Origin of the sequence: Nocardia lasii (assembly GCF_042658545.1) — a bacterium.
GTDB classification, from domain to species: Bacteria; Actinomycetota; Actinomycetes; order Mycobacteriales; family Mycobacteriaceae; genus Nocardia; species Nocardia lasii.
On the sequence record NZ_JBHSQN010000001.1, the window covers coordinates 691,478 to 712,449 of the forward strand.

Here is a 20,972-nt window from a genome sequence, read left to right on the forward strand (position 1 = left end):
ACGGTTTCCATTATGATCTAGAGCTCGCAGCAGGAGTACCTCCGTGAACACACGATTCGCCCGTCTTTGTGCCGGACTCACAGCGGGAGTGGTGGCCACGGTCGTGCTCAGCGCCTGTGGTGGCGGCTCCACCGAGTCCGATACCCCCCAGATCGTCGCCTCCACCAATGTGTGGGGCTCGGTGGCCTCGGCCGTCGCGGGACCGGATGCCCAGGTGACCTCGATCATCAGCGACCCGGCCGCCGACCCGCACTCGTTCGAGACCTCGGCCTCCGACACCGCCAAGATCAGCGACGCGGACCTGGTCGTGTTCAACGGTGGGCACTACGACGAGTTCATCGAGAAGGCGATCTCCGGCAAGGACAAGCGCACCGTCGAAGCCTTCGAGCAGCGCACCGACAAGAGCGACGAGAACGAGCACGTCTGGTACGACGTGACCACCGTCGCCGCCGTCGCCGATCAGATCGCCGCCGAACTCGGCCAGGTCGACGCCGCCAACGCGAGCGCCTACACCGAGCGCGCGCTGGCCTTCAAGAACCAGCTCATCGGCATCAGCACCATCACCGGCACCATCGCCGCGCAGACCCCGAACGCGCCGGTCGCACAGTCCGAGCCGCTCGCGCACTACCTGCTCGTCGCCGCGACCGCCCAGGACAAGACCCCGCACGACTTCCAGGAAGCGATCGAGCAGGAGACCGACCCGTCCCCGGCCGCCGTCGCCGCCACCCGCGACCTGATCACCAACAAGCAGGTCAAGGCCCTGATCTACAACACCCAGACCGAGGACAAGATCACCCAGGACCTGCGCGCCGCCGCGCAGACCGCGGGCGTCACCGTCGTCGAGGTCACCGAGACCCTGCCCGAGGGAACCGATTACATCCAGTGGCAGACCGCCAACGCCAAGGCGCTGGCCGCCGCACTGCGCTGACCATGACCAGCACCGAGGGAGCCGTGTTGAGCACCGTGACGACCGCGCGAATCGAGACCACCGATTCCGCGATCCGCCTGCGCGGGGCGAGCATGTCCTTCGGTGAGCGCACCCTCTGGCACGACCTCGACCTCGACGTGGCGCCCGGTGAGTTCATCGCCGTGCTCGGGCCCAACGGGTCGGGCAAGACCTCGCTGCTGCGCGTGCTGCTCGGACGGCTGGCCCTGAGTTCGGGCAGCGCGGAGATCGCCGGTCGCGCGGCCACGGTCGGGAATCCGGGCATCGGATACGTGCCGCAGCAGAAGACGATCGACGCCGGGGTGCAGTTGCGCGGCGTCGATCTGGTCGGGCTCGGCGTCGACGGGCATCGGTGGGGACTGGGCTGGCGTGGTCGCCGGGAACGGGCCGAGAAGGTGGCGGCCGCCATCGCGGCGGTCGGGGCGCAGGACTTCGCGCACGCCTCGTTGGAGACGCTGTCGGGCGGTGAACAGCAGCGGTTGCGGGTCGCCCAGGCCCTCGTCGGCGATCCGTCGGTGCTGCTGTGCGACGAACCGCTGCTGAGCCTGGACATGGCCAATCAGAAACTCGTCGCCGAACTCGTCGACAAGCGCCGCCGCGAACACGACACCGCGGTGCTGTTCGTGACCCACGAGATCAATCCGATCCTGCCGCTGGTGGATCGGGTGCTGTACCTGGTCGACGGCGGCTTCCGGATCGGCACGCCCGACGAGGTGATGACCTCGGCGACGCTGTCGGAGCTGTACGGAACCGAGGTGGAGGTGCTGCGCGTGCGCGGACGGCTGGTCGTGGTCGGCACCGGCGACGAGATCGACGCGCTGGGCGGAACCGCCTGATGGACAAGCTCACCAAGGTTTTTCAGCAGATGTTCGACTTCGGGACCACCGCGAATCTGCTCAGCTACGACTTCGTTCAGCAGGCGCTGCTGGCCAGTGCGCTGCTGGGGTTGCTGGCCGGGCTGATCGGACCGCTGATCGTGGCGCGGCAGATGTCGTTCGCGGTGCACGGCACCAGCGAACTGTCGCTGACCGGCGCGTCGGCGGCGCTGCTCGTGGGTGTCGGCGTCGGGTTCGGCGCCATCGCCGGGTCGGTGGTCGCGGCGGTGCTGTTCGGGTGGTTGGGTTCGCGTGCGCGCGAACGCGATTCGGTGATCGCGGTGGTGCTCTCGTTCGGGCTCGGGCTGTCGGTGCTGTTCCTGTGGTTGGCGCCCGAACGCGCCGGGTCGAAATTCTCGCTGCTCACCGGGCAGGTCGCGGGCGTCGGCTACGACGGACTGGCGCTGCTGGTCACCTGCACCGCGTGCGTGCTCGCCGTCTTGGCCGTGGTGTACCGGCCGCTGCTGTTCGCCAGCTCCGACCCCGAGGTCGCGATCGCGCGCGGGGTGCCGGTGCGGGCGCTGTCGGTGGTGTTCGCGGTGCTGCTCGGCATCACCGCCGCCTTCGGCGTGCAGATCGTGGGCGCGCTGCTGGTGCTGGCACTGCTGATCACCCCGGCCGCCGCGGCCGCGCAGCTGACCTCGAGTCCGCTGCGGGCGACGGTGCTGTCGGTGATCTTCGCCGAGGTGTCCGCGGTCGGCGGGCTGCTGCTGTCGCTGGCGCCCGGGGTCCCGGTGTCGACCTTCGTGACCGGCATCTCGTTCACCATCTACCTGGTGTGCCGGGTGATCGGCCATCGGAGCCGCCAGCTCGCGCACGCGCGCTGAGTCGGGCGATAAGGCCACTTGCTGACCGGTCGCTAGTACGATTCGGCCATGAGTTCGGAATTGCTCGTCGATGTCGAAGCCGGCGTCGCGCTACTGACGCTCAACCGGCCCGCGAAGCAGAACGCCGTCACCCCCACGATGGCCGCCGAGCTGAGCGCCGCGCTACGCCGCTGCGATCTCGAGGACGCCATCCGCGCCGTCGTCATCACCGGCACCCCGCCCGCCTTCTGCGCGGGCGCCGACCTGGCCGCGCGCGGGGGCGACGTGAGCGCGACCCTCGATCCGCCGCCGTGGCAGGTCCGCAAACCGGTGATCGCCGCCGTGAACGGGCACGCGGTCGGCATCGGACTGGCCCTGGCTCTCCAATGTGACCTGCGGTATTTCGCGCGCGACGCCGTCTACGGGCTCAATCAGGTGCGGCGCGGGGTGCTCGCCGACGGATTCGCGCACTGGACCGTGCCTCGACTGGCCGGACTGGCCAACGCCGCCGACATCATGCTCACCGGCCGCACCTTCGACGGGGAGGAAGCCAAGACGCTCGGCCTGGCCAACGCCGCCCTGCCCGCCGACGAGGTCCTGATGACCGCGATGGCGGTGGCCCACGACATCGCGAGCGGCACCGCTCCCCTGCCGGTCGCGCTCACCAAACGACTGATCTGGGAGAGCCTCGGCATGACCCCGACCGTGGTCGGACAGCTCGAATCCGAACTCAACGCCCATGTTGCCAAGAGCGTCGACGGCGGCGAGGCGATGGTGGCGTTCAAGGAGCGGCGCCCGCCGAACTGGACCGGCAGCGTCAACGACGAATGGCCCGCGTGGGACGCCCCCGGCGCGCGTCCGAGCCTGGACTGATCAGAAGTTGCCGTTGCAGGTACCGGCCAGGTACAGCAGCGCGAACAGCAACATCATGATCGTGCCGATGACGCCCGCGATATAGCCGATCAACACCTGATCGCGACCGCTGAGGGCGCCGTAGGAATTGTCGATCTCGTTGAGTGCCCGCTTACCGAGCACCCACGCGACCGGCCCGAACAGCCCACAGCAGAACGGACTGAGCAGCCCGAGCACGAGGATCAGGTTGGCCTGCGGGTGCTCGACCGTCTCACCGATCGGCTGATTAGGAATCGCCACCCGGCGAATTCTACTGTGCCCGAAGGCCGCTGACGCGTGCTACGCGCCAAGCGGCCCTCGGCGAACTCAGCCCAGTCGACGCTGGCGGGCGATATCGGCCAGCACCACACCAGCCGCGACCGAGGCGTTCAACGACTCGACCGGCCCCGCCATCGGGATGCTCAGGATCGAATCGCAGTTCTCGCGAACCAGACGCGACAGGCCCTTGCCCTCCGAACCGACGACGACCACGGTCGGCACGCTGCCGTCGAAGTTGTCCAGGGTGGTGTCGCCGTCGGCGTCGAGGCCCACGATCTGCATGCCGTTGGCGGCGTAATCCTTCAGCGTGCGAGTCAGATTGGTGGCCCGCGCGACCGGCAGCCGCGCCGCCGCGCCCGCACTGGTCCGCCACGCCACCGCGGTGACGCTGGCACTGCGACGCTGCGGAATCAGCACACCCTGACCACCGAACGCGGCCACCGAGCGGATCACGGCGCCGAGATTGCGCGGATCGGTGATGTTGTCGAGCGCGACCAGCAGGGCGGGCTCGGCGGTAGCCTTCACCCGGTCGAGCAGATCGTCGGGGTGGGCGTAGCGGTACGGCGGCACCTGCAGGGCGACACCCTGGTGCAAACCGTTGGCGCTCAACCGATCCAGATCGGTGCGCGGGACCTCGAGAATGGAGATGCCCATGTCGGCGGCACGCTGCACGCTCTCGGAGAGGCGATCGTCGTTCTCGGTGCCGACCGCCACGTACAGCGCGGTCGCGGGCACGTCGGCGCGCAGGCACTCGAGCACGGGGTTGCGGCCGAGCACCAACTCGGGACCCTCGTCGGACTTGCGACCCGCGCGCGGGACACCCCGACCGGCCGAGCGGCCCTGCACCGCAGCCGCTTTGGCCTTCTCCGCCGCACGGGCCCGCTTGGCGGCCGGATGCTTGGTGCGCGCCTCGGCGGGCGGGGTCGCACCCCGGCCCTCGAGGCCGCGGCGGTGCTTGCCACCGGAACCGGCGACCTGCCCCTTCTTCGTGCCGCTCTTACGTACTGCTCCGCGTCGCTGTGAATTGCCTGCCATCAGTTCGCCTTTCCGCTAGATGCGCCCAGCGACCACTCCGGCCCCTGCGGGGTATCGGTTACCTCGATACCCGCGGCGATGAGCCGATCCCGTGCGGCATCGGCTTCTGCCCAGTTCTTTTCCGCCCGCGCGTTGGCCCGGCGTTCCAACTCCGTGCCGACGAGAACGTCGAGCGCGTCGATCGCCGCCGAATTGTCGGCGGGGGTGTACCACTGTTCGTCGAGCGGGTCTACGCCGAGAATCGCCAGCATCGCCCGCACCTGACCGGCCAATTCGACCGCGGTCTCGACCGCGCCGGATTCCAGCGCGCGATTTCCCTCGTGCACGACATGATGAATTTCGGCCAGCGCCTTCGGCACCGCCAGATCGTCATCGATCGCGGCGGCGAACGCGTCGGTCCATTTACCGATCGGCACCTCGCCGCTCCGGTCGAGCACGCGGGTGACGAAGGCTTCGATGCGCTGATACGAGGCGACGGCGTCGTCGAGAGCCTTGTCGGAGTATTCGAGCATCGAACGGTAATGCGCGCTACCGAGGTAGAAACGCAATTCCACCGGCCGCACCCGGGTGAGCACATTGGGCACCGAGAGAACGTTGCCGAGCGACTTCGACATTTTCTCCCCACCCATCGTCACCCAGCCGTTGTGCAGCCAATACCGCGCGAAACCGTCACCGGCCGCCTTGGACTGGGCGATCTCGTTCTCGTGGTGCGGGAAGATCAAATCCATGCCGCCGCAATGGATATCGAATTCCGGGCCCAGATAGAACTCGGCCATCGCCGAGCATTCCAGGTGCCAGCCGGGACGACCGGGACCCCACGGCGAGGGCCAACTCGGCTCACCGGGCTTGGCCGCTTTCCACAGCGTGAAGTCGCGGGAATCGCGTTTGCCGCGCGTGGGGGTCTCGCCCTGGTGCACGTCGTCGAGTTTATGGCCCGACAGCTCACCGTAATTCGGCCAACTGAGCACATCGAAATAGACGTCGCCGTCGGCGGCATAGGCGTGGCCGCGCTGGATCAACCGCTCCATCAACTCGACCATCTGGGTGATATGGCCGGTGGCGCGCGGTTCGGCCGAGGGCGCCAGCACACCGAGGGTTTCGTAGGCCTTGTCGAAAGCGCGCTCGTGGGTCGCCGCCCATTCCCACCACGGCCTGCCCGCCTCGGCGGCCTTGTTCAGGATCTTGTCGTCGATATCGGTGACATTGCGGATGAACCGCACGTCGTAGTCGTGCGCGAGCAGCCAGCGACGCAGCACGTCGAAGGCCACGCCACTGCGCACGTGACCGATATGGGGCTGGCCCTGCACAGTGGCCCCACACAGATACACCGAGGCACGGCCGGGGACCAGCGGGATGAATTCCCGCAGGGTCCGCGTGTCGGTGTCAAAAAGGCGCAAGGTCACGGCATTCGATCCTAGTCGGTGAGACGGCAGCGGCGTTGACCGGCCGGTTCATGGGCTCGCCGCACGGGCGGCGATGGTGTATTGGAGCGGTGTGAGTGTGGTGGCGCGGTGGAGACGTGCAGGCCCGTTCGGGCTACGAACACGCCGTCAACAGGCAGGTGGCGATGGCCGCGACGCCCTCGCCGCGACCGGTCAGGCCCAGGCCGTCGGTGGTGGTTCCCGAGACCGAGACCGGCGCGTCCAGCAGTTCGCCGAGCACCTTCTGCGCCTCGGCGCGGCGTGGGCCGATCTTCGGGTGATTGCCGATGACCTGCACCGCGGCGTTGCCGACGGCGAAACCCTCCTCGGCCAGCAGCCTGCGGACCTCGGTGAGCATGGCGGCGCCGGTGACCCCGGCCCATTCGGGACGGCCGACGCCGAAGACCGCGCCCACATCGCCGAGCCCGGCGGCGGACAGCAGCGCGTCGCACAGGGCGTGGGCGGCCACGTCACCGTCGGAGTGGCCCGCGCAGCCGTCGACGTCGGGGAACAGTAGGCCGGCCATCCAGCACGGGCGGCCCGGCTCGATGGGGTGGACATCGCTGCCGATGCCGACTCTCATCGGGCCGCCGCCGAAGATTCGAGGGTGGTGGCCGGGCCGGTATCGACGCCGGCGGGGTGCGGGGCGTTCGCTTCGGCCAGCAGGGCTTCGGCCAGGCGGAGGTCGAGTGGGGTGGTGATCTTGAAGGCGAGGGGGTCGCCTGCGATGGTGCGCACGTCGACGCCGAGGCGTTCGACCAGGCTCGCGTCGTCGGTGGCGGTGCCGGGCGTGGCGTAGGCGCGGCGGAGCAGGTCGGCGGCGAAGCCCTGGGGGGTTTGGATGGCGCGTAACCCGGCGCGGTCGGGGGTGCCGGTGACAATGCCGTCGGCGTCGACCGATTTCACGGTGTCGACGACGGGCAAGGCGGGGACTACGGCTTGGCTGCCCGCTCGCAGCGCGTCGGCCACCCGGGCGATCAGCGGCGGTGGGGTGAGGGCGCGGGCGGCGTCGTGGACGAGGTAGAACGCGGCGTCGGGCGCGGCGGCGATCCCGGCCCGCACCGAATCGGTGCGCTCGGTGCCGCCGACGACCACCTGCACCGGCACAGCGGCGGGCGAACCGCCGGTCAGCGGAGTGGTGGGCAGCAGCGCCGTCGCGGCATCGACCAGTTCGGCGGGTACGACAACGACGATCCGGTCGACGGCGCCGGAGGCGATCAGACCGTCGACGGCGAGCCGGAACATAGCAGTGCCGCCGACCGGGACGAACGCCTTCGGGGTGAGTTCACCCAGGCGCACGCCACGACCGGCGGCAGGGACCAGTGCTACGACAGGTCGCACTTACTTGTTCACTTCTAGGATGCCGCGGCGAGGACCTCGTCGAGCAGCGATTCGGCCTTGCCGTCGTCGGTGCCCTCGGCGAGCGCGAGCTCACCGACGAGGATCTGACGAGCCTTGGCGAGCATTCGCTTCTCACCGGCGGACAGGCCGCGGTCCTGCTCACGACGCCACAGGTCACGAACCACTTCGGCCACCTTGTTCACATCGCCGGAGGCGAGCTTCTCGAGGTTGGCCTTGTAACGGCGGGACCAGTTGGTCGGCTCCTCCGTGTGTGGCGCGCGTAGCACCTGGAAGACGCGGTCGAGACCTTCCTGGCCGACGACGTCGCGGACGCCGACGTATTCAGCGTTCTCTGCGGGAACCCGAACAGTCAGGTCGCCTTGCGCGACCTTCAGGACCAGATACTCTTTCTGCACACCCTTGATGGTGCGGGTCTCGATTGCTTCGATCAGCGCCGCTCCGTGGTGGGGGTAAACGACGGTGTCTCCGACCTTAAAAATCATGTGTCCCGTGCCCCTTTCGATGTTCACAGTTTAACATGCGACTCGGTAACGGCGCGATCAACTGTGCAGGTCAGGGCCACAACGAGGCCACCGTAGGGGTTGACAACGCAGAATTGTTGTGCATTGCGTTGCGCCAGAACGGGTTAACCACCAGCACAGGCACCGGTTATCGCGGATCGGCAACCGGGCATCGATCCGGCAAACTCCCGCGAGACACCGAACTGTTACTTCCGCACCCGCGCGTCGCGAGCCCCAACGACGCCCGCGCGAAGTGAACTACTACGCTGCCTAGTTACTACCCTCCGATCCCCGCGTGGACGGAGTGAGCCCGGTCGACATGGAGGACAAACCGTGACTGCCCTGAAAGCTGTGACCGCCCCGTCGGCGCGACGTCGCATGGTGACGGTTGCCGCGCTCGCCGCTGCCGCGGGTATCGCCCTGACCGGCTGCAGTGCCGGCCAGCACACCCAGACGTCGGTGCAGGCCGCCGCGATCAACGGCAACCACGCCACGATCGGCGACATCGCGCTGCGCAACGTGTACATCGTCTACCCCGAGGGCGCCGCCGAGCACAGCAAGGGCGGTACCGCCGTGCTCGCGCTGTCGATCATCAACGGCAGCGAGACCACCGCCGACGAACTCACCAGCGTGAGCACCGACCTCGGGTCGGTCAAGATCGCCGGTCCCGGTGGCGACGCCAAGTTCGAACTGAAGCCGCAGCAGACCGTGGTCGCCGGTCCGGGCGTGGTCGCCGCCGCCCCCGGCGACGACCACCACGGCACCACCTCGGCCGCGCCGACCACCACGGCGGCGCCGACCACCACGCCCGCGCCCGCCGGCGACAAGCCGACGATCGACCCGAACAAGGATCCGGGCACGATCGAGATCACCGGCCTGACCAAGGACATCGTCCCCGGTCTGACCTACACGGTGACCTTCAACTTCAAGAACGCGGGCACCGTGCAGGTGTCGGTTCCGGTCGACGCCGCCGCGGTCTCGCGCGTGGAGAACGACAAGTCCGGCCCGGCGCCCGAGGGCGCGGGCGGCGGTCACTGAGACCAGCGCTTATCGCAAACAGCCGTCGCGGACTTTCGCGGCGGCTGTTTCTTTTGTGTCGGTGCTGGTCCGTAGGGTGCGCGTGTGGCCAAGACCAAAGCAGTGTTCCGGTGCTCCGCGTGCACGCACGAGGTGTCCAAGTGGGTGGGTAAGTGCCCCGATTGCGGGGCATGGGGAACGGTGAACGAGGTGGCCGTCTCGGCGTCGGCGGCCGCGCCGGGGCGGCGGGCGATGCTGCCGAGTACCGCGGCGGCGCCGCTGTCGCAAATCGACGCCAAGGTCACCCAGGCCAGGTCGACGGGGGTGAGCGAGCTCGATCGGGTGCTCGGGGGCGGGGTGGTGCCGGGATCGGTGGTGCTGCTCTCTGGCGAACCCGGCGTCGGCAAGTCGACGCTGTTGCTCGAGGTCGCGTTCCGGTGGGCGGCCGCACGCGCGGAGACGGCACTGTATGTGACCGCGGAGGAATCGGCGGGGCAGGTGCGGCTGCGGGCCGATCGGACCGGCGCGGTGCACGACCGGGTGTATCTGGCGGCCGAATCGGATCTGTCGATCGTGCTCGGGCACGTGGAGCAGGTGCGGCCGACACTGCTGGTGGTGGACTCGGTGCAGACGATGCTCGCGCCCGAGGTGGACGGGGTGATCGGCGGGGTCACCCAGGTGCGGGCGGTGACGGCGGCGTTGACCTCGCTGGCCAAGGCCACCGGGATCGCGGTGCTGCTGGTCGGGCACGTCACCAAGGACGGCAATGTGGCGGGCCCGCGCACGCTCGAGCACCTGGTGGACGTGGTGTTGCAGTTCGAGGGCGACAAGAACTCCTCGCTGCGGATGGTGCGCGGGATCAAGAACCGGTTCGGCAGCGCCGACGAGGTGGGTTGCTTCGAACTACACGACGACGGGATCGCCTGTGTCGACGACCCGTCCGGGCTGTTCCTGCACCACCGCACCGACACCGTCTCCGGGACGGCGGTGACCGTGGCGATGGACGGCAAGCGACCGCTGGTGGCTGAGGTGCAGGGGCTCACGGTCAAGACCGAGATCCCGCAGCCGCGCCGGGCCGTGAGCGGGCTGGACTACAACCGGGTGGCCATGGTGCTGGCCGTGCTGCAGAGTCGCGGGAAAGTGTTCCTCGGCAAGCACGATGTGTACGCGGCGACCGTCGGCGGGATGCGGTTGGTCGAGCCGACCGCGGACCTGGCCATCGCCTTGGCCATCGCGTCGGCCGAGGCCGAGATCGCCTTGCCCGCGGGGTGGGTGATCCTGGGCGAGGTGGGCCTGGCCGGCGAGGTGCGCAAGGTGACCGGGCTGGGCCGGCGCCTGGCCGAGGCCGAGCGGCTCGGGTTCACCACCGCGCTGGTGCCGCCCGGATCGGAGAAAACCAAGACCGGGTCCATGCGAATCCACGAGGTCGGCGATCTGCGCTCGGCACTGCGATTGGCCGAACTCCGCAAATCCCGCGCACCCAGGGCGACCGTCTCGGTGGAATAACCTCGGCAACCATCGAATTCGGGTTCGCTCGGCGAATGCGGTGCCAATATCGGTTGACGCCGCCGCCGATCCTGCGAAGTCTGCAAATCAGGCCAACTCGAACATGTGACCGACGGCGCACCCGCACAATGCGCTCCGCGGCGGCGAACCCCGATTTCAGGACGCCACGAGATTGAACGGTTCGGCGGCGCTACGGGCGGCGCCGAGTTGGGCGACGACCATATAGGCGCCCGCGGGCACCTGCAGGCGGTCACCGGCGCATTCGGGCTGCGAGGTGGTGCCGAACCAGGTGCCCTTGTAGGACAGCTGCTGACCGGCCTCGAGGGTCTTGGTCTCCGGCGGGTCCTCGGGGTTGCAGTCGTTGCTCGCCCAGAGCCTGCGCTGCCCGTCGAGGGTGTAGACGAGGAACTGCGGGCCCGCGCCCAGATCGCGCGAACAGGCCGCCGACGAGATGTTGGTGATCACGGTGCCGAACGAGGGCTGATCACCGACCCGATAGGTGGGTTGACCGACCGAGACCTTCAGCGCCAGTGACTGATCCGCGCACGGCGGCGCCGGCGGCTGATCGGCGGCCGTGGTCGCGCTCGGGGTCTGGGAGCCGCTGCTCGGCGTGCTGGAGGCCGCGGAGGTCGTCGCGGACGCGCTGGTCGTCGACTCCGCGGTCGTGGTGGTGCTCGCCGCCGCGTTCTCGGCGCCCGCGGACTCCCCGCCGCGCGCGACCATGGCCACGAGCCAGATCACGATCGCGAGCGCGACGGCGATGACACCGATCGCGAGTGCACGGCGGCGCCAGTAGATCTCCGGTGACAGCGGTCCATTCGGTTCCAGCACGCCTCAACGGTAAGCGCAGCACGCGGGCGCACGCTCGATGACCTCGGCGTGTCGGGGGGTCGAAACGGGTGTCGGTCCCGGTTCAGACCACCTCACCGATATTGCCGACGGTGCGTCGCAGCTGCACGCGACCGTCGGACAGCTTGTAGGTGACACTCGCGATAGCGCACTGACCAGTGGCGACGCGCTGGGAGATGATCATCGACCGCTGCATGAGCAGTTTGCTGGTCTCCACGACGTGGCGGGCCTCCAGATCGTCGAGCGAGGTGAGGCCCTCGCGGCGGCCGACCAGGATCGACGGGGTCACGCGTTCGACCACGCTGCGGATGAACCCGCCGGGCACCTCGCCGCCGTCGAGCGCGTCGATGGTGGCCTTCACCGCGCCGCAGCTGTCGTGCCCGAGCACGACGATCAGCGGCACGTTGAGCACCTCGACGCCGTATTCGATCGAGCCCAACACCGAGCTGTCGACCACGTGCCCGGCGGTGCGCACGACGAACATGTCGCCGAGGCCCTGGTCGAAGATCAGTTCGGCGGCGACTCGGGAGTCGCCGCAACCGAACAGGATCGCGTGCGGATTTTGGCCCTTGACGAGTTTGGCTCGGTCTGCGGCGCCCTGGCTAGGATGCTGCAGAGTGTCGTTGACGAAGCGCTCATTGCCTTCGCGCAGTGACTTCCAGGCGCTTATCGGATTGGAACCAGGCATAGCGACCATTGTGCACAGGTGGTCGGTTACCAGCGAGTCCGGCGCGTTACGCGTCGGCAAAGAGAGCCTGGCGGGAAGGGAACGACAACGGTGAGCATCGACGCGCGAGCCCTGCTCGGCTGGTTCGACGAGACAGCACGGGACCTGCCGTGGCGCGCCCCCGAGGCGACCGCGTGGCACATCCTGATGAGCGAGATCATGCTCCAGCAGACGCCGGTGGTGCGGGTGGAGCCGATCTGGCGCGAGTGGGTGGCGCGCTGGCCGGTGCCCTCGGCGATGGCGGCGTCCTCGCAGGCCGAGGTGCTGCGGGCGTGGGGGAAACTCGGGTATCCGCGGCGGGCGTTGCGGTTGCACGAGTGCGCGCGGGTGTTGGCGACCGAGCACGGCGACGAGGTGCCCAGCGATGTGGACGTGCTGTTGAGCCTGCCGGGGATCGGCGCCTACACCGCGCGGGCGGTGGCCTGTTTCGCCTACGGGCAGCGAGTTCCCGTGGTGGACACCAATGTTCGACGGGTGGTGGCGCGGGCCGTGCACGGGCGCGAACCGGGCAACCCATCCTCGCGCGATCTCGCCGAAACCGAAGCGCTGCTGCCGGTTCCGGTGCCGAGGGCCGCGCGGTTCTCCGCCGCGCTGATGGAACTGGGCGCGCTGGTGTGCACCGCGCGCAACCCCGACTGCGCGCGCTGCCCGCTGCCCGGGTGCGCGTGGGTGGACGCGGGCAAGCCCGCGAGCGAGGTGGTGCGCAAGGTGCAGAAGTACGAGGGCACCGATCGGCAGGCGCGGGGGCGGCTGCTGGACGTGCTGCGTGGGGCGAGCGGGCCGGTCGAACGGGTGCGGCTGGATCTGGCGTGGACGCGCGATCCGGGTCAGCGGGCGCGGGCGTTGGATTCGCTGCTGGTCGACGGGTTGATCGAGCAGACCGAGGACGGGCTGTTCGCGCTGGCGGGTGAGGGCTGAGTCAGCGCGAGCCGTCTGTCGAGGCCGATCGCGCACGCGGGTGTTCCACCTCGGGGTGGAGCGGCTAGGCGTTGCTCGTCACCCGGTGCAGAAAGCGGCTGACGTGGGTGCGGTAGACCTCTGGTTGCTCGTCGTGGACGAGATGTCCGGCGCCTTCGACCAGCACGTATTCCGCGTCGACCGCGACCTGCGCCATCGTTCGCATCTGCCCCGGCGGGGTGATGGTGTGCTCGCCTTCGATGAGCAGGGCCGGGACGCGCAGGGATTTCCATTCGGTCCAGAAGTCGCGGGTGCCCCACTCCTCGGAGATGGCGCGGAAGGTCTCGACGTCGCCGTGCAGGCGGTAGCCGTCGGCTGACGCGGTGAAGGCGCGCAGGAAGTAGGTGCCCGCCACCGGGCCGAAGTAGTCGAGCACGGCCTGTTCGTCGACGAAGGGCTGCGGCCACCCACCGATCAGCTCGGCCCAATGCGCCGCCGTGCGCCCGGTGAAGTCCGGGGCGATGTCCTCGACGACGATCGCACGCACCCGCTCGGGATAGGTCGCCGCGAACACCCACCCGTGGATCGCGCCCATCGAATGCCCCACGATCACCATCGGCTCACCGATCCCCGCCGTGAGCTCGGCAAGATCAGCCACGAACCCCTCGGTGCCGAGCGCGTCCGGCACCGGCCGCCCATGCCCAGCCGCGTCCACCGCGTACACGTGCCCATACTCCCGCACCCACGGCACCTGATCCGCCCAGGTCCGCGCACTACCCATCAACCCGTGCAACAACAGAATCGGAACCCCGGACCCACCTTCGTCGTACAACACACACCCGATCCTGCCTGGCCCCGATCGGAGTAGATACTTGGGATATGGCTGTTGTGAAGATCAATGCGATCGAGGTTCCCGAAGGTGCCGGAGCCGAGTTGGAGAAGCGGTTCGCCGCGCGGGCGGGCGCGGTGGAGAACTCGCCCGGTTTCCTCGGGTTCCAGTTGCTGCGTCCCGTCGCCGGCGACAACCGGTATTTCGTAGTGACGCAATGGGATTCGGAGGAGTCCTTCGCCGCGTGGCGGGACGGGCCGGCGCGGGCCGCGCATGCCGGAAACGGTGGCGAGGGTGAGCGTCCCAAGCCGGTGTCCACCGGTGCCTCGCTGCTCGAGTTCGAGGTCGTGCTCGACGTTCCAGCGAAGGGCTGACGGCGGCGTTTCCGCTGGACACGCGCGTGCTCGTATTGACGCGGGTGGCCGGTGGCTGTCACAGTTCGAGGGAACAATCGCGAGGGTGCGCGGTAATTCCGGTGTGAATCCGGAGCGGTCGCGCCACTGTCATCCACGTACCGGGATCCCGGTGCCGGAGAGCCAGACACCGGCACCTTCGCACCACATTTCAACCGTGGGACGCGTATCCCTAGAGGAGGACCCCGAATGGCAATCGCGCATTCACCCGACCGGTCTACCGACCTCGACACCCTCGCGACCGTGCTCGTCACGGTCGGTGTCGTTCTGCTTGCACTCCTCGCGCTGTACCTGGTCGGTTTCGACCAGGGGGCCGTCTCGCGTAGCGGGATGTTCATGCACGAGCTGATGCACGACGGACGTCACCTGCTGGGTGTCCCGTGCCACTGATCGGATCTCTCAAGACCCTGCTGCTGCGCGGCCTGCTGGCCGGTCTGATCGCCGGTCTGCTGGCCGCCACAGTGGGCTATTTCGTCGGCGAGCCCCAGATCGACGCCGCGATCGCCATCGAGGAGGCCGCGGCGGCGCCCGCCGAACACGGCCACGACGCCGCCGAGCCCGCGGGTCACTCGCACGGCGACGAGGAAGAAGCGCTGGTCAGCCGATCGGGCCAGAAGGCGGGACAGTTCCTGGCGCTCGGGCTGGCAGGCCTGGCATTCGGCGCGCTGTTCGCCGCCGCGCTGAATGTGGCGCGCCGGTTCACCACGCTGTCGGGTCCCCGGTTGGCGCTGACTAGCGCGGTGCTCGGCTGGACCGCGTTCGTCGCGGTGCCGTTCTTCAAGTACCCCGCCAACCCGCCCGCGGTGGGTGACCCGGAGACGATCAACGACCGCACCTGGCTGTGGGTCGCGGTGGTCGCGCTCGGGTTCCTCGCGGTGGCGGCCGCGGTCGCCGCGTATCGCGCGGTGGTCGCGACGGACACGCTCAAGCTCATCGCGGGTGTGTTCGCGTTCGTCGTCGTCACCACGGTCGGCTACCTGCTGCTGCCCGAGGTGAACGAGGTGGCCGACGAGTTCCCGGCGACCCTGCTGTGGAATTTCCGGGTGGCCTCGCTGGCTCAAACCGCCACGCTGTGGGCGTCTTTGGGGCTCGCGTTCGCCGCGCTCACCGAATTCGCCGCGCGGCGTAGCACTGCGGTAGTGGAAGAAGTCACTACCGCAGCGTGATCCGAACGAGTAACTGAGAACGGCAGTGTCGGTGTCATGACCGGCACTGCCTTTCTCGTTTCCACGTCCCGCCCGCGTTCGGTGGCCGTCGCGTTCGGCGGAATCGTCACCGCCCTCGGCGCGGGTGTCGCCGAAGGACTGCTGCGCGCGATGCGCGGCGGTGACGAATTCGGCGCCACCGCAGCGGGTTTACTCCCCCGCCTGGCCATCTACCTGGCGGTCTTCGGGATCGCGCTGTACATGCTCAACGGCTCGCGGGTGGCGCGGGCGCTGCTCACCGTCGGCATCGGCGTGGTCGGCCTGATCTCGTTGATCATCGAGCCGCTGGCGGTGCTGCTGTCCACCGACGACTACACGACGCTGTTCGACGGGATGGGCGCCGACTCGCTCGTGCTGGTCGGCTGCCGCACCGTGCACATCCTGGCCGTGGTCGTCGCGATCCCGGCCATGTACACCGGGGCCGCGCACCGCTGGTTCACCCAGCGGTGACGACCCCGCCGGCTCAGACCAGCGCCGCGTCCAGCTCGATCTCGGCGACCCCGGCCAGTGCCTTGCTGATCGGGCACCCGTTCTTGGCGGCGAGGGCGGCGGCGGCGAAACCGTCGGCGTCCAGGCCCGAGGCCCGGCCGCGCACGGTGAGCACGATCTTGCTGATCCGGAAACCACCGGCCGGGTCGGGCGCGAGCGTCACGTCGGCGCTCACGTCCAGGCTCTCCGGGGTGCCGCCCGCGTTGGCGATCTCGGCCGACAGCGCCATCGAGTAGCACGACGAGTGCGACGCGCCGAGCAGTTCCTCGGGGCTGGTGCCCTCAGCGTCGTCGGCGACCCGGCGCGGGAAGCTCACGTCGAACTTGCCCACCCCCGAGCTGGCGAGTTCGACCTGCCCGGAACCGTCCTGCAGTCCGCCTGACCAGAGTGTGCGTGCGCTACGAGTGGGCATCGCGATCCTTTCGGTTCGAAGTGACGTTCCTACGGTGACGAACCTACTCGGATGCTCAGGCGGTGACGCTGGTGATTTCGTCGAGCCGTTCCAGTTTGTCCGGCCAGACCTGCTGGTGTAGGTCGCGAATGGCGGCGGTGGGGAAACCGGAGTGGCGCAGGCGAAGTCGGATGCCGCGCGGTTGGGTGAGGAATTCCGCGGCGACCACGGTCTCGACGCCCTCGGTGGCGGCGGTGACCCAGGTGAACTCGATGCGGCGGTTCGGCTCGAGCAGCAGGATGCGGCCGTAATGGGGGTTGCGCTTCTCGTCGGAGCCGGTGTCGAAGTAGAGGGGCTCGTCGACGGCGGGACGCATGAGCACCGATCCGGGAACGGCCAGCCACAGGTCCAGGCCCTTGGTCCAGGCCGCGTAGAGCAGACTGGGCGAGGCTTTCATCACGCGTTCGACCGTGAGCTCGTGCGGGCGCGTGGACAGGTCCGGGGGGCGAACAGGCTGGTCCATCAGCCGACCTTACCGGTGCTGACCGGCGCGACCCCGCATCGGGTGTGCGACACCATCACTCGGGATTGGTCAGCCGCGCCAACACGATGCCGCCGAGGATCAACGTCAGCGCGAACGCGCGGCCCGCGCTGAGCGGATCCTTGTGCACGAGCACCCCGAGTCCGATCGCGCCGACCGCGCCGATGCCGGTGAAGACGGCGTAGGCGGTGCCGACCGGCAGGGTCTGCATGGCGCGCGAGAGCAGGTAGACCGCCAGGCCACCGAGGGCGACGCAGACCACGGTGGGGCCGAGTCTGGTGAAGTTCTCGGTGGGTTTGATGGTCTGGGACCACACGATTTCGACCAGGCCAGCCAGCCCGAGGATCGCCCAGCTCATCGCACGTAATCCTGTGCCAGGAGCCGACTTTCGCTCATCGCGGCGGCGAGTGAGGTTTCGTGGGCCGCACGCAGGTGGGCGAGGTGGGGGTCGAGGACGGCGTTGGCCAGTTCGGCGTGGACGAAGACGGTGTCGGCGACGGCGTAGTGGCCGGCGAAGAAGTCGCGCAGGTAGCGCTCCTGGTAGTCGAAAGCCGCCTTCGGGGCGCCGGGCGAGTAGGCGCCGCCGCGAGCGCTGACGACCACGAACCTGCGGTGGCCCAGCGACATTCGCGGGAAGGTGACCTGGTCCAGCCAGGCTTTGAGCGCGGCCGGGATCGAGTAGTTGTACATCGGGGTGCCGATGAGGATCACGTCGGCGGCCAGGAGTTCGGCCAGCAGCGGTTCGACGACGGCCCATGCGGCGCGTTGGGCGGGGGTGCGGGCCAGGTCGGCGAGTTGGTCGAGATCGGTTGCGCCCGCGGCGAGGACGGCGTCGCACAGCTGCGTCCAGCCTTCGTCGATGAACGGGACCGGGTGTTGTGCCAGGTCGCGGTGGGTGTAGGTGCCCTCGGGGTGTGCGGCGCGCCAGGCTCGGACGAATTCCGCGCCGAGGCGGCGGCTGACCGAGTGGGTGCGGGCGCTGGCGTCGAGGTGCAGCAGGTGTGTCACGAGAATCCCCTAACTGGACATGATGTCCGCTTGCTTGCTTCTCGACGGTAGAACACAAGTGGACATCTTGTCCACATAATCTTTTCTGGGTTAGAGTCGAACGCATGGAGCTTCGATCCGACCTGCTCACCGACGCGGTGGTCGACCCGCCCGCGGAACGCACCGACGCGGCCCGCAATCGCGCGAAAGTGCTGGCGGCCGCGGCCGAACTGTTCGCCACCCGCGACCCGCGCACGGTCACCATGGACGACATCGCCAAGGCGGCGGGCGTCGGCCGCGGCACCCTCTACCGCCGCTATCCCGACCGCACCGCGATCGCCGTCGCGCTCCTCGACGAGCACGAACGGGCCCTCCAGGAACAGCTCTTGCGCGGGGAGCCGCCGCTCGGGCCCGGTGCGGCGCCCGCCGACCGGCTCGCCGCGTTCTATGCCGCGATGGTCGAACTGCTGGCCGCGCACGCGCATCTGGTGCTCGGCGCGGAAACCGGCGGCGCTCGGTTCGCCACGGGCGCCTACGGATTCTGGGCTGCCCACGTACGGGCATTGCTCGTGGAAGCCGCTGTCCCCCAGCCTGATTCGCTGGTCGATTCGGTGCTCGCACCGCTCGCCGCGGAGGTCTATCTCCAGCAGCGGGCGCGCGGACTCTCCCCCGAGCAGATCAGCGCGGGCCTGCGCACGCTCGCCCACCGGATCCTCGGCGCGTCGGGCTGAGCGAACTTGTCGGTGCCCCCGGCTAGCGTCTGATCCTGTGACGACGACAACACTGCCCACCGAAGCCGAGATCACCATCTTCTGGAGCCTGCTCGAATCCGCCTGGGAGCGGGTCGGATCCGGCACCGAGCGGCGCGCCGCGCTGATCTCGAGCTCCGATCGCTCGTCCGACGACGCCCTGCTCGACCCGTTCCTCGCCGAGCTACGCACCCTGTCGGCCGGTTTGACCAGCGCGGAACTCACCGCGCTCGACCGCGCGCTCGAGCGTTCGCTGTTCGATATCGACCGCGCCTCGATCCAGGAGATCACCGACGGGTCCGATGACGGATTCCTGTACTGCCGTGGGTTCATCGTCGCGATGGGCCGCGAACACTACGACGCCGTACTCGCCGATCCCCAGAACGCGCTGACCGACGCCGAATGCGAGGAGATGTGCTACTTCTTCACCCACCTGCACAACGACCTGTTCGGTAGTTATCCCGAGACCGGGTCGGGCATCTCGCGCGAAACCGCGTCGAACCCCGCGCACTGGTAGGGGTCGGCTCCGGTGCGGCTTGCTGGACGCGGACCGCAGCGTAGGGGCGGCGCACGCAATAGGGTGACAGGGGTGGGAGCGTCTGCGAAGTGGGAGCGTGGCTCGGTCGTGCCGGACCGGGGCCTTGCGGTGGTGATCGCGGGTGTCGTCGGATCTCGATGGCGCACATACTCGCTGGTCGCGGTCGCCTATCTGGTGGCGGTGGCGGCGCTGCTGCTACTACTGGGGCGGTCCGTCGCGGCGTGGCAGGTGGTCGGGCTGCTGGCGTTGGGCGGTGTGCTGGTCGCGACGGCGGCGGTGGTGCGGCAGCGGCGGGACGTGGTGCTGGCGCGCGAACGGCAGGCGCAGGCTGTCCAGGGCGAGGAGCAGGCTCAGCAGGCCAGGGTGGCGGCCGAGGAGCGGCTCGAGATCGCCCGTGAGCTGCACGATGTTCTCGCGCACAGTCTTTCGCTGATCAATACGCAGGCGTCGGTGGCGTTGGAGTTGTTCGATCGCAAGCCGCAGCAGGCGGCGGCCGCGCTGGCGACGATCAAGACGACATCCAAAGAGTCGCTGGCGGAGGTGCATTCGCTACTCCAGGCGATCCGCAGCGGCACCGCGCCCGAGTACCCGGAAGCTCCGGTCAGCGATGCCGAAGCCGCTCCCCCGCGCAACGTAGCATCCCCGCGCGCCCCAGCGCCCACCCTCGACGACCTCGACATTCTCTTGGAACATCCGCGCGCGACGGGGCTCGATGTCGACACCAAGATCATCGGCATGCCCAAGAAGCTGCCCGGCGCGATCGACGTGGCGGCGGCCCGCATCGTGTTGGAGTCGTTGAACAATGTGGCTCGGCACGCGCCGGGTGCGCGGGCGCTGATCACGCTGCGGTACACGCCGGAATCGATCGACATCACCGTCGACAACTCCCGACCCACCGAGACCGCTGTCCGCACCGGGATCGGCGGGAACGGGATCATCGCGATGCGCGAGCGCGCTCACGCCCTCGGCGGGGCGCTCACGGCCGGTCCGCGACCCTCCGGTGGGTTCCGGGTGGCCGCTCGACTGCCTGCCCGGCCCGCGGTGTTGTCGACCGAGGCCCGGTCGGCGAGCAGCAAGGTCGAGTCGACCGGCTGATCCTGTCCGCCGGGGCGGTGGATCAGGCCGGCCGACTGCCCCGGTCGACGCTAGGTGTCCTGACCCGCCTGTCGACGTTCGGAATCGGAGAAGCTCGCCCGCCCCGGGCTTCCCGCCGGGGCGGCCTGAGCGCGCGCGGAGTACGCCGACAGCGCATCGAACGCGCCACGCACCCCACCCGCGACCGGCGCGTAGGTGATCGCCGAACCGGGATCGAAGCCGAGGTTGGAACCCACCTCCACCGCGTCCATATTGGCGCCGAGGAAAACGAAGGTCCAGTTGTAGACATCCTGCTGCTGGGTGATCAGCGACTTCACCGCCGCATGGGTCCATTCGCGACTGGAATTCTCGTGCCCATCGGTGAGCACCACAACGATCACAGTGCCCGGACGTTCGGCTTCCGGCCGAGCGGCCAATTCCGCACCCACACTGGTGACCAGCGTCCCGAGCGCGTCATAGAGCGCCGTTCCACCACGCGGCTGCACACTCGGCGCGGGCACCTGATCCAGCGGCACATTCGCGTACACCACGTCATAGGTGGTGTCGAACTGCGCGAGCGTGACCTCGATCCGCTTCGGCACGGAGGCGCGAAAAAGCCCGCCCCTGAGATTTCCAGGGGCGGGC

At 69.0% G+C, this 20,972-nt stretch carries 28 protein-coding genes; 14 read left to right on the forward strand and 14 right to left on the reverse strand.

Annotated features, from left to right (window positions below):
- The first annotated feature begins 43 nt into the window (after positions 1–43).
- From ACFP3H_RS03195 to ACFP3H_RS03210, 4 genes are all read left to right on the forward strand, one after another.
- Entirely contained in the window at positions 44–928 is an 885-nt protein-coding gene (locus tag ACFP3H_RS03195) for a metal ABC transporter solute-binding protein, Zn/Mn family (RefSeq protein WP_378599213.1), read from the forward strand.
- 92 nt (positions 929–1,020) lie between these two features.
- Positions 1,021–1,782 carry a metal ABC transporter ATP-binding protein gene (locus tag ACFP3H_RS03200; RefSeq protein WP_378599657.1) on the forward strand — a complete coding sequence of 254 codons (762 nt, stop codon included), beginning with the start codon at positions 1,021–1,023 and terminating at the stop codon, positions 1,780–1,782.
- The gene (locus ACFP3H_RS03205; RefSeq protein ID WP_378599216.1) at positions 1,782–2,648 is read left to right on the forward strand and encodes a metal ABC transporter permease; all 867 of its coding nucleotides are present in this window, start codon (positions 1,782–1,784) and stop codon (positions 2,646–2,648) included. The genes ACFP3H_RS03200 and ACFP3H_RS03205 overlap by 1 nt, the downstream gene beginning before the upstream one ends.
- A gap of 48 nt (positions 2,649–2,696) precedes the next feature.
- Positions 2,697–3,500, forward strand: a complete 804-nt coding sequence (locus ACFP3H_RS03210; protein WP_378599219.1) for an enoyl-CoA hydratase/isomerase family protein — start codon at positions 2,697–2,699, stop codon at positions 3,498–3,500.
- On the opposite strand, the gene ACFP3H_RS03215 is transcribed toward ACFP3H_RS03210, so the two are convergent.
- The 6 genes from ACFP3H_RS03215 to carD form a co-directional block, all read right to left on the reverse strand.
- Positions 3,501–3,779 carry a DUF4190 domain-containing protein gene (locus tag ACFP3H_RS03215; protein ID WP_378599222.1) on the reverse strand — a complete coding sequence of 93 codons (279 nt, stop codon included), beginning with the start codon at positions 3,777–3,779 and terminating at the stop codon, positions 3,501–3,503. It abuts the gene before it with no gap.
- Between the two features lie 66 nt (positions 3,780–3,845).
- Entirely contained in the window at positions 3,846–4,832 is a 987-nt protein-coding gene (rlmB, locus tag ACFP3H_RS03220) for a 23S rRNA (guanosine(2251)-2'-O)-methyltransferase RlmB (RefSeq protein ID WP_378599224.1), read from the reverse strand.
- The gene (gene cysS / locus ACFP3H_RS03225) at positions 4,832–6,235 is read right to left on the reverse strand and encodes a cysteine--tRNA ligase (RefSeq protein WP_378599227.1); all 1,404 of its coding nucleotides are present in this window, start codon (positions 6,233–6,235) and stop codon (positions 4,832–4,834) included. Before cysS ends, rlmB begins: the two co-directional genes overlap by 1 nt.
- Before the next feature lie 133 nt (positions 6,236–6,368).
- Positions 6,369–6,836 carry a 2-C-methyl-D-erythritol 2,4-cyclodiphosphate synthase gene (gene ispF / locus ACFP3H_RS03230; RefSeq protein ID WP_378599230.1) on the reverse strand — a complete coding sequence of 156 codons (468 nt, stop codon included), beginning with the start codon at positions 6,834–6,836 and terminating at the stop codon, positions 6,369–6,371.
- Complete coding sequence (ispD, locus tag ACFP3H_RS03235; protein ID WP_378599233.1) at positions 6,833–7,594, reverse strand: 2-C-methyl-D-erythritol 4-phosphate cytidylyltransferase; 762 nt, start codon at positions 7,592–7,594, stop codon at positions 6,833–6,835. Before ispD ends, ispF begins: the two co-directional genes overlap by 4 nt.
- Positions 7,595–7,608: 14 nt before the next feature.
- The gene (gene carD / locus ACFP3H_RS03240; protein ID WP_019044685.1) at positions 7,609–8,097 is read right to left on the reverse strand and encodes an RNA polymerase-binding transcription factor CarD; all 489 of its coding nucleotides are present in this window, start codon (positions 8,095–8,097) and stop codon (positions 7,609–7,611) included.
- A 351-nt stretch (positions 8,098–8,448) separates the two neighbouring features.
- On the opposite strand from carD, the gene ACFP3H_RS03245 reads away from it, so the two are divergent.
- Both ACFP3H_RS03245 and radA read left to right on the forward strand, forming a co-directional pair.
- Positions 8,449–9,153 (forward strand): copper chaperone PCu(A)C domain-containing protein, encoded by a 705-nt coding sequence (locus ACFP3H_RS03245; protein ID WP_378599236.1) that lies wholly within the window; start codon positions 8,449–8,451, stop codon positions 9,151–9,153.
- Positions 9,154–9,237: 84 nt separating this feature from the next.
- A complete protein-coding gene (gene radA / locus ACFP3H_RS03250; protein ID WP_378599239.1) occupies positions 9,238–10,638 on the forward strand; it encodes a DNA repair protein RadA in 1,401 nt (466 codons plus the stop codon).
- A 156-nt stretch (positions 10,639–10,794) separates the two neighbouring features.
- Here the strand turns inward: radA and ACFP3H_RS03255 are convergent, their stop codons facing one another.
- Together ACFP3H_RS03255 and ACFP3H_RS03260 are read right to left on the reverse strand one after the other, a co-directional pair.
- Complete coding sequence (locus tag ACFP3H_RS03255) at positions 10,795–11,469, reverse strand: hypothetical protein (RefSeq protein WP_378599242.1); 675 nt, start codon at positions 11,467–11,469, stop codon at positions 10,795–10,797.
- An 82-nt stretch (positions 11,470–11,551) separates the two neighbouring features.
- Positions 11,552–12,175, reverse strand: coding sequence for a carbonic anhydrase (locus ACFP3H_RS03260; protein ID WP_378599245.1), 624 nt, complete (start codon positions 12,173–12,175; stop codon positions 11,552–11,554).
- Between the two features lie 90 nt (positions 12,176–12,265).
- On the opposite strand from ACFP3H_RS03260, the gene ACFP3H_RS03265 reads away from it, so the two are divergent.
- Positions 12,266–13,132, forward strand: a complete 867-nt coding sequence (locus ACFP3H_RS03265) for an HhH-GPD family protein (RefSeq protein WP_378599248.1) — start codon at positions 12,266–12,268, stop codon at positions 13,130–13,132.
- 64 nt (positions 13,133–13,196) lie between these two features.
- Here the strand turns inward: ACFP3H_RS03265 and ACFP3H_RS03270 are convergent, their stop codons facing one another.
- Positions 13,197–13,946 carry an alpha/beta fold hydrolase gene (locus ACFP3H_RS03270; protein WP_378599251.1) on the reverse strand — a complete coding sequence of 250 codons (750 nt, stop codon included), beginning with the start codon at positions 13,944–13,946 and terminating at the stop codon, positions 13,197–13,199.
- A 44-nt stretch (positions 13,947–13,990) separates the two neighbouring features.
- On the opposite strand from ACFP3H_RS03270, the gene ACFP3H_RS03275 reads away from it, so the two are divergent.
- From ACFP3H_RS03275 to ACFP3H_RS03290, 4 genes are all read left to right on the forward strand, one after another.
- Positions 13,991–14,314, forward strand: a complete 324-nt coding sequence (locus ACFP3H_RS03275) for an antibiotic biosynthesis monooxygenase family protein (RefSeq protein WP_378599255.1) — start codon at positions 13,991–13,993, stop codon at positions 14,312–14,314.
- Between the two features lie 228 nt (positions 14,315–14,542).
- Entirely contained in the window at positions 14,543–14,743 is a 201-nt protein-coding gene (locus tag ACFP3H_RS03280; RefSeq protein ID WP_378599258.1) for a CbtB domain-containing protein, read from the forward strand.
- Entirely contained in the window at positions 14,734–15,519 is a 786-nt protein-coding gene (locus ACFP3H_RS03285; RefSeq protein ID WP_378599261.1) for a CbtA family protein, read from the forward strand. The genes ACFP3H_RS03280 and ACFP3H_RS03285 overlap by 10 nt, the downstream gene beginning before the upstream one ends.
- Before the next feature lie 36 nt (positions 15,520–15,555).
- The gene (locus ACFP3H_RS03290; RefSeq protein WP_378599264.1) at positions 15,556–16,008 is read left to right on the forward strand and encodes a hypothetical protein; all 453 of its coding nucleotides are present in this window, start codon (positions 15,556–15,558) and stop codon (positions 16,006–16,008) included.
- 13 nt (positions 16,009–16,021) lie between these two features.
- Here the strand turns inward: ACFP3H_RS03290 and ACFP3H_RS03295 are convergent, their stop codons facing one another.
- From ACFP3H_RS03295 to ACFP3H_RS03310, 4 genes are read right to left on the reverse strand one after another with little or no spacing between them, the layout of a single operon-like run.
- The gene (locus tag ACFP3H_RS03295; RefSeq protein ID WP_378599267.1) at positions 16,022–16,459 is read right to left on the reverse strand and encodes an OsmC family peroxiredoxin; all 438 of its coding nucleotides are present in this window, start codon (positions 16,457–16,459) and stop codon (positions 16,022–16,024) included.
- 55 nt (positions 16,460–16,514) lie between these two features.
- Complete coding sequence (locus tag ACFP3H_RS03300; RefSeq protein ID WP_378599270.1) at positions 16,515–16,961, reverse strand: SRPBCC family protein; 447 nt, start codon at positions 16,959–16,961, stop codon at positions 16,515–16,517.
- A 55-nt stretch (positions 16,962–17,016) separates the two neighbouring features.
- Positions 17,017–17,337 carry a DMT family transporter gene (locus tag ACFP3H_RS03305; RefSeq protein ID WP_378599273.1) on the reverse strand — a complete coding sequence of 107 codons (321 nt, stop codon included), beginning with the start codon at positions 17,335–17,337 and terminating at the stop codon, positions 17,017–17,019.
- A complete protein-coding gene (locus ACFP3H_RS03310) occupies positions 17,334–17,987 on the reverse strand; it encodes an FMN-dependent NADH-azoreductase (RefSeq protein WP_378599275.1) in 654 nt (217 codons plus the stop codon). Before ACFP3H_RS03310 ends, ACFP3H_RS03305 begins: the two co-directional genes overlap by 4 nt.
- A gap of 104 nt (positions 17,988–18,091) precedes the next feature.
- Between ACFP3H_RS03310 and ACFP3H_RS03315 the strand changes: the two genes are divergently transcribed.
- The 3 genes from ACFP3H_RS03315 to ACFP3H_RS03325 all read left to right on the forward strand — a co-directional run bounded on the left by ACFP3H_RS03315 (position 18,092) and on the right by ACFP3H_RS03325 (position 20,348).
- Positions 18,092–18,697 carry a TetR/AcrR family transcriptional regulator gene (locus ACFP3H_RS03315; protein WP_378599278.1) on the forward strand — a complete coding sequence of 202 codons (606 nt, stop codon included), beginning with the start codon at positions 18,092–18,094 and terminating at the stop codon, positions 18,695–18,697.
- A 37-nt stretch (positions 18,698–18,734) separates the two neighbouring features.
- A complete protein-coding gene (locus ACFP3H_RS03320) occupies positions 18,735–19,232 on the forward strand; it encodes a DUF4240 domain-containing protein (RefSeq protein WP_378599281.1) in 498 nt (165 codons plus the stop codon).
- 72 nt (positions 19,233–19,304) lie between these two features.
- Positions 19,305–20,348 carry a sensor histidine kinase gene (locus ACFP3H_RS03325; protein WP_378599284.1) on the forward strand — a complete coding sequence of 348 codons (1,044 nt, stop codon included), beginning with the start codon at positions 19,305–19,307 and terminating at the stop codon, positions 20,346–20,348.
- Between the two features lie 50 nt (positions 20,349–20,398).
- Here ACFP3H_RS03325 and ACFP3H_RS03330 read toward each other — a convergent pair whose 3' ends face one another.
- On the reverse strand, positions 20,399–20,929 hold the full coding sequence (locus tag ACFP3H_RS03330; protein ID WP_378599287.1) for a VWA domain-containing protein: 531 nt from the start codon (positions 20,927–20,929) through the stop codon (positions 20,399–20,401).
- Between the last annotated feature and the right edge of the window lie 43 nt (positions 20,930–20,972).

Excerpts from the sequence above, each read along its gene's own strand:
- ACFP3H_RS03200 (WP_378599657.1), top strand. The coding sequence starts at position 1,021 with ATGTCCTTCGGTGAGCGCACCCTCTGGCACGACCTCGACCTCGACGTG.
- ACFP3H_RS03205 (WP_378599216.1), top strand. The coding sequence starts at position 1,782 with ATGGACAAGCTCACCAAGGTTTTTCAGCAGATGTTCGACTTCGGGACC.
- ACFP3H_RS03210 (WP_378599219.1), top strand. The coding sequence starts at position 2,697 with ATGAGTTCGGAATTGCTCGTCGATGTCGAAGCCGGCGTCGCGCTACTG.
- rlmB (WP_378599224.1), bottom strand. The coding sequence starts at position 4,832 with ATGGCAGGCAATTCACAGCGACGCGGAGCAGTACGTAAGAGCGGCACG.
- ispF (WP_378599230.1), bottom strand. The coding sequence starts at position 6,836 with ATGAGAGTCGGCATCGGCAGCGATGTCCACCCCATCGAGCCGGGCCGC.
- carD (WP_019044685.1), bottom strand. The coding sequence starts at position 8,097 with ATGATTTTTAAGGTCGGAGACACCGTCGTTTACCCCCACCACGGAGCG.
- ACFP3H_RS03260 (WP_378599245.1), bottom strand. The coding sequence starts at position 12,175 with ATGCCTGGTTCCAATCCGATAAGCGCCTGGAAGTCACTGCGCGAAGGC.
- ACFP3H_RS03275 (WP_378599255.1), top strand. The coding sequence starts at position 13,991 with ATGGCTGTTGTGAAGATCAATGCGATCGAGGTTCCCGAAGGTGCCGGA.
- ACFP3H_RS03280 (WP_378599258.1), top strand. The coding sequence starts at position 14,543 with ATGGCAATCGCGCATTCACCCGACCGGTCTACCGACCTCGACACCCTC.
- ACFP3H_RS03290 (WP_378599264.1), top strand. The coding sequence starts at position 15,556 with ATGACCGGCACTGCCTTTCTCGTTTCCACGTCCCGCCCGCGTTCGGTG.
- ACFP3H_RS03295 (WP_378599267.1), bottom strand. The coding sequence starts at position 16,459 with ATGCCCACTCGTAGCGCACGCACACTCTGGTCAGGCGGACTGCAGGAC.
- ACFP3H_RS03300 (WP_378599270.1), bottom strand. The coding sequence starts at position 16,961 with ATGGACCAGCCTGTTCGCCCCCCGGACCTGTCCACGCGCCCGCACGAG.
- ACFP3H_RS03305 (WP_378599273.1), bottom strand. The coding sequence starts at position 17,337 with ATGAGCTGGGCGATCCTCGGGCTGGCTGGCCTGGTCGAAATCGTGTGG.
- ACFP3H_RS03315 (WP_378599278.1), top strand. The coding sequence starts at position 18,092 with ATGGAGCTTCGATCCGACCTGCTCACCGACGCGGTGGTCGACCCGCCC.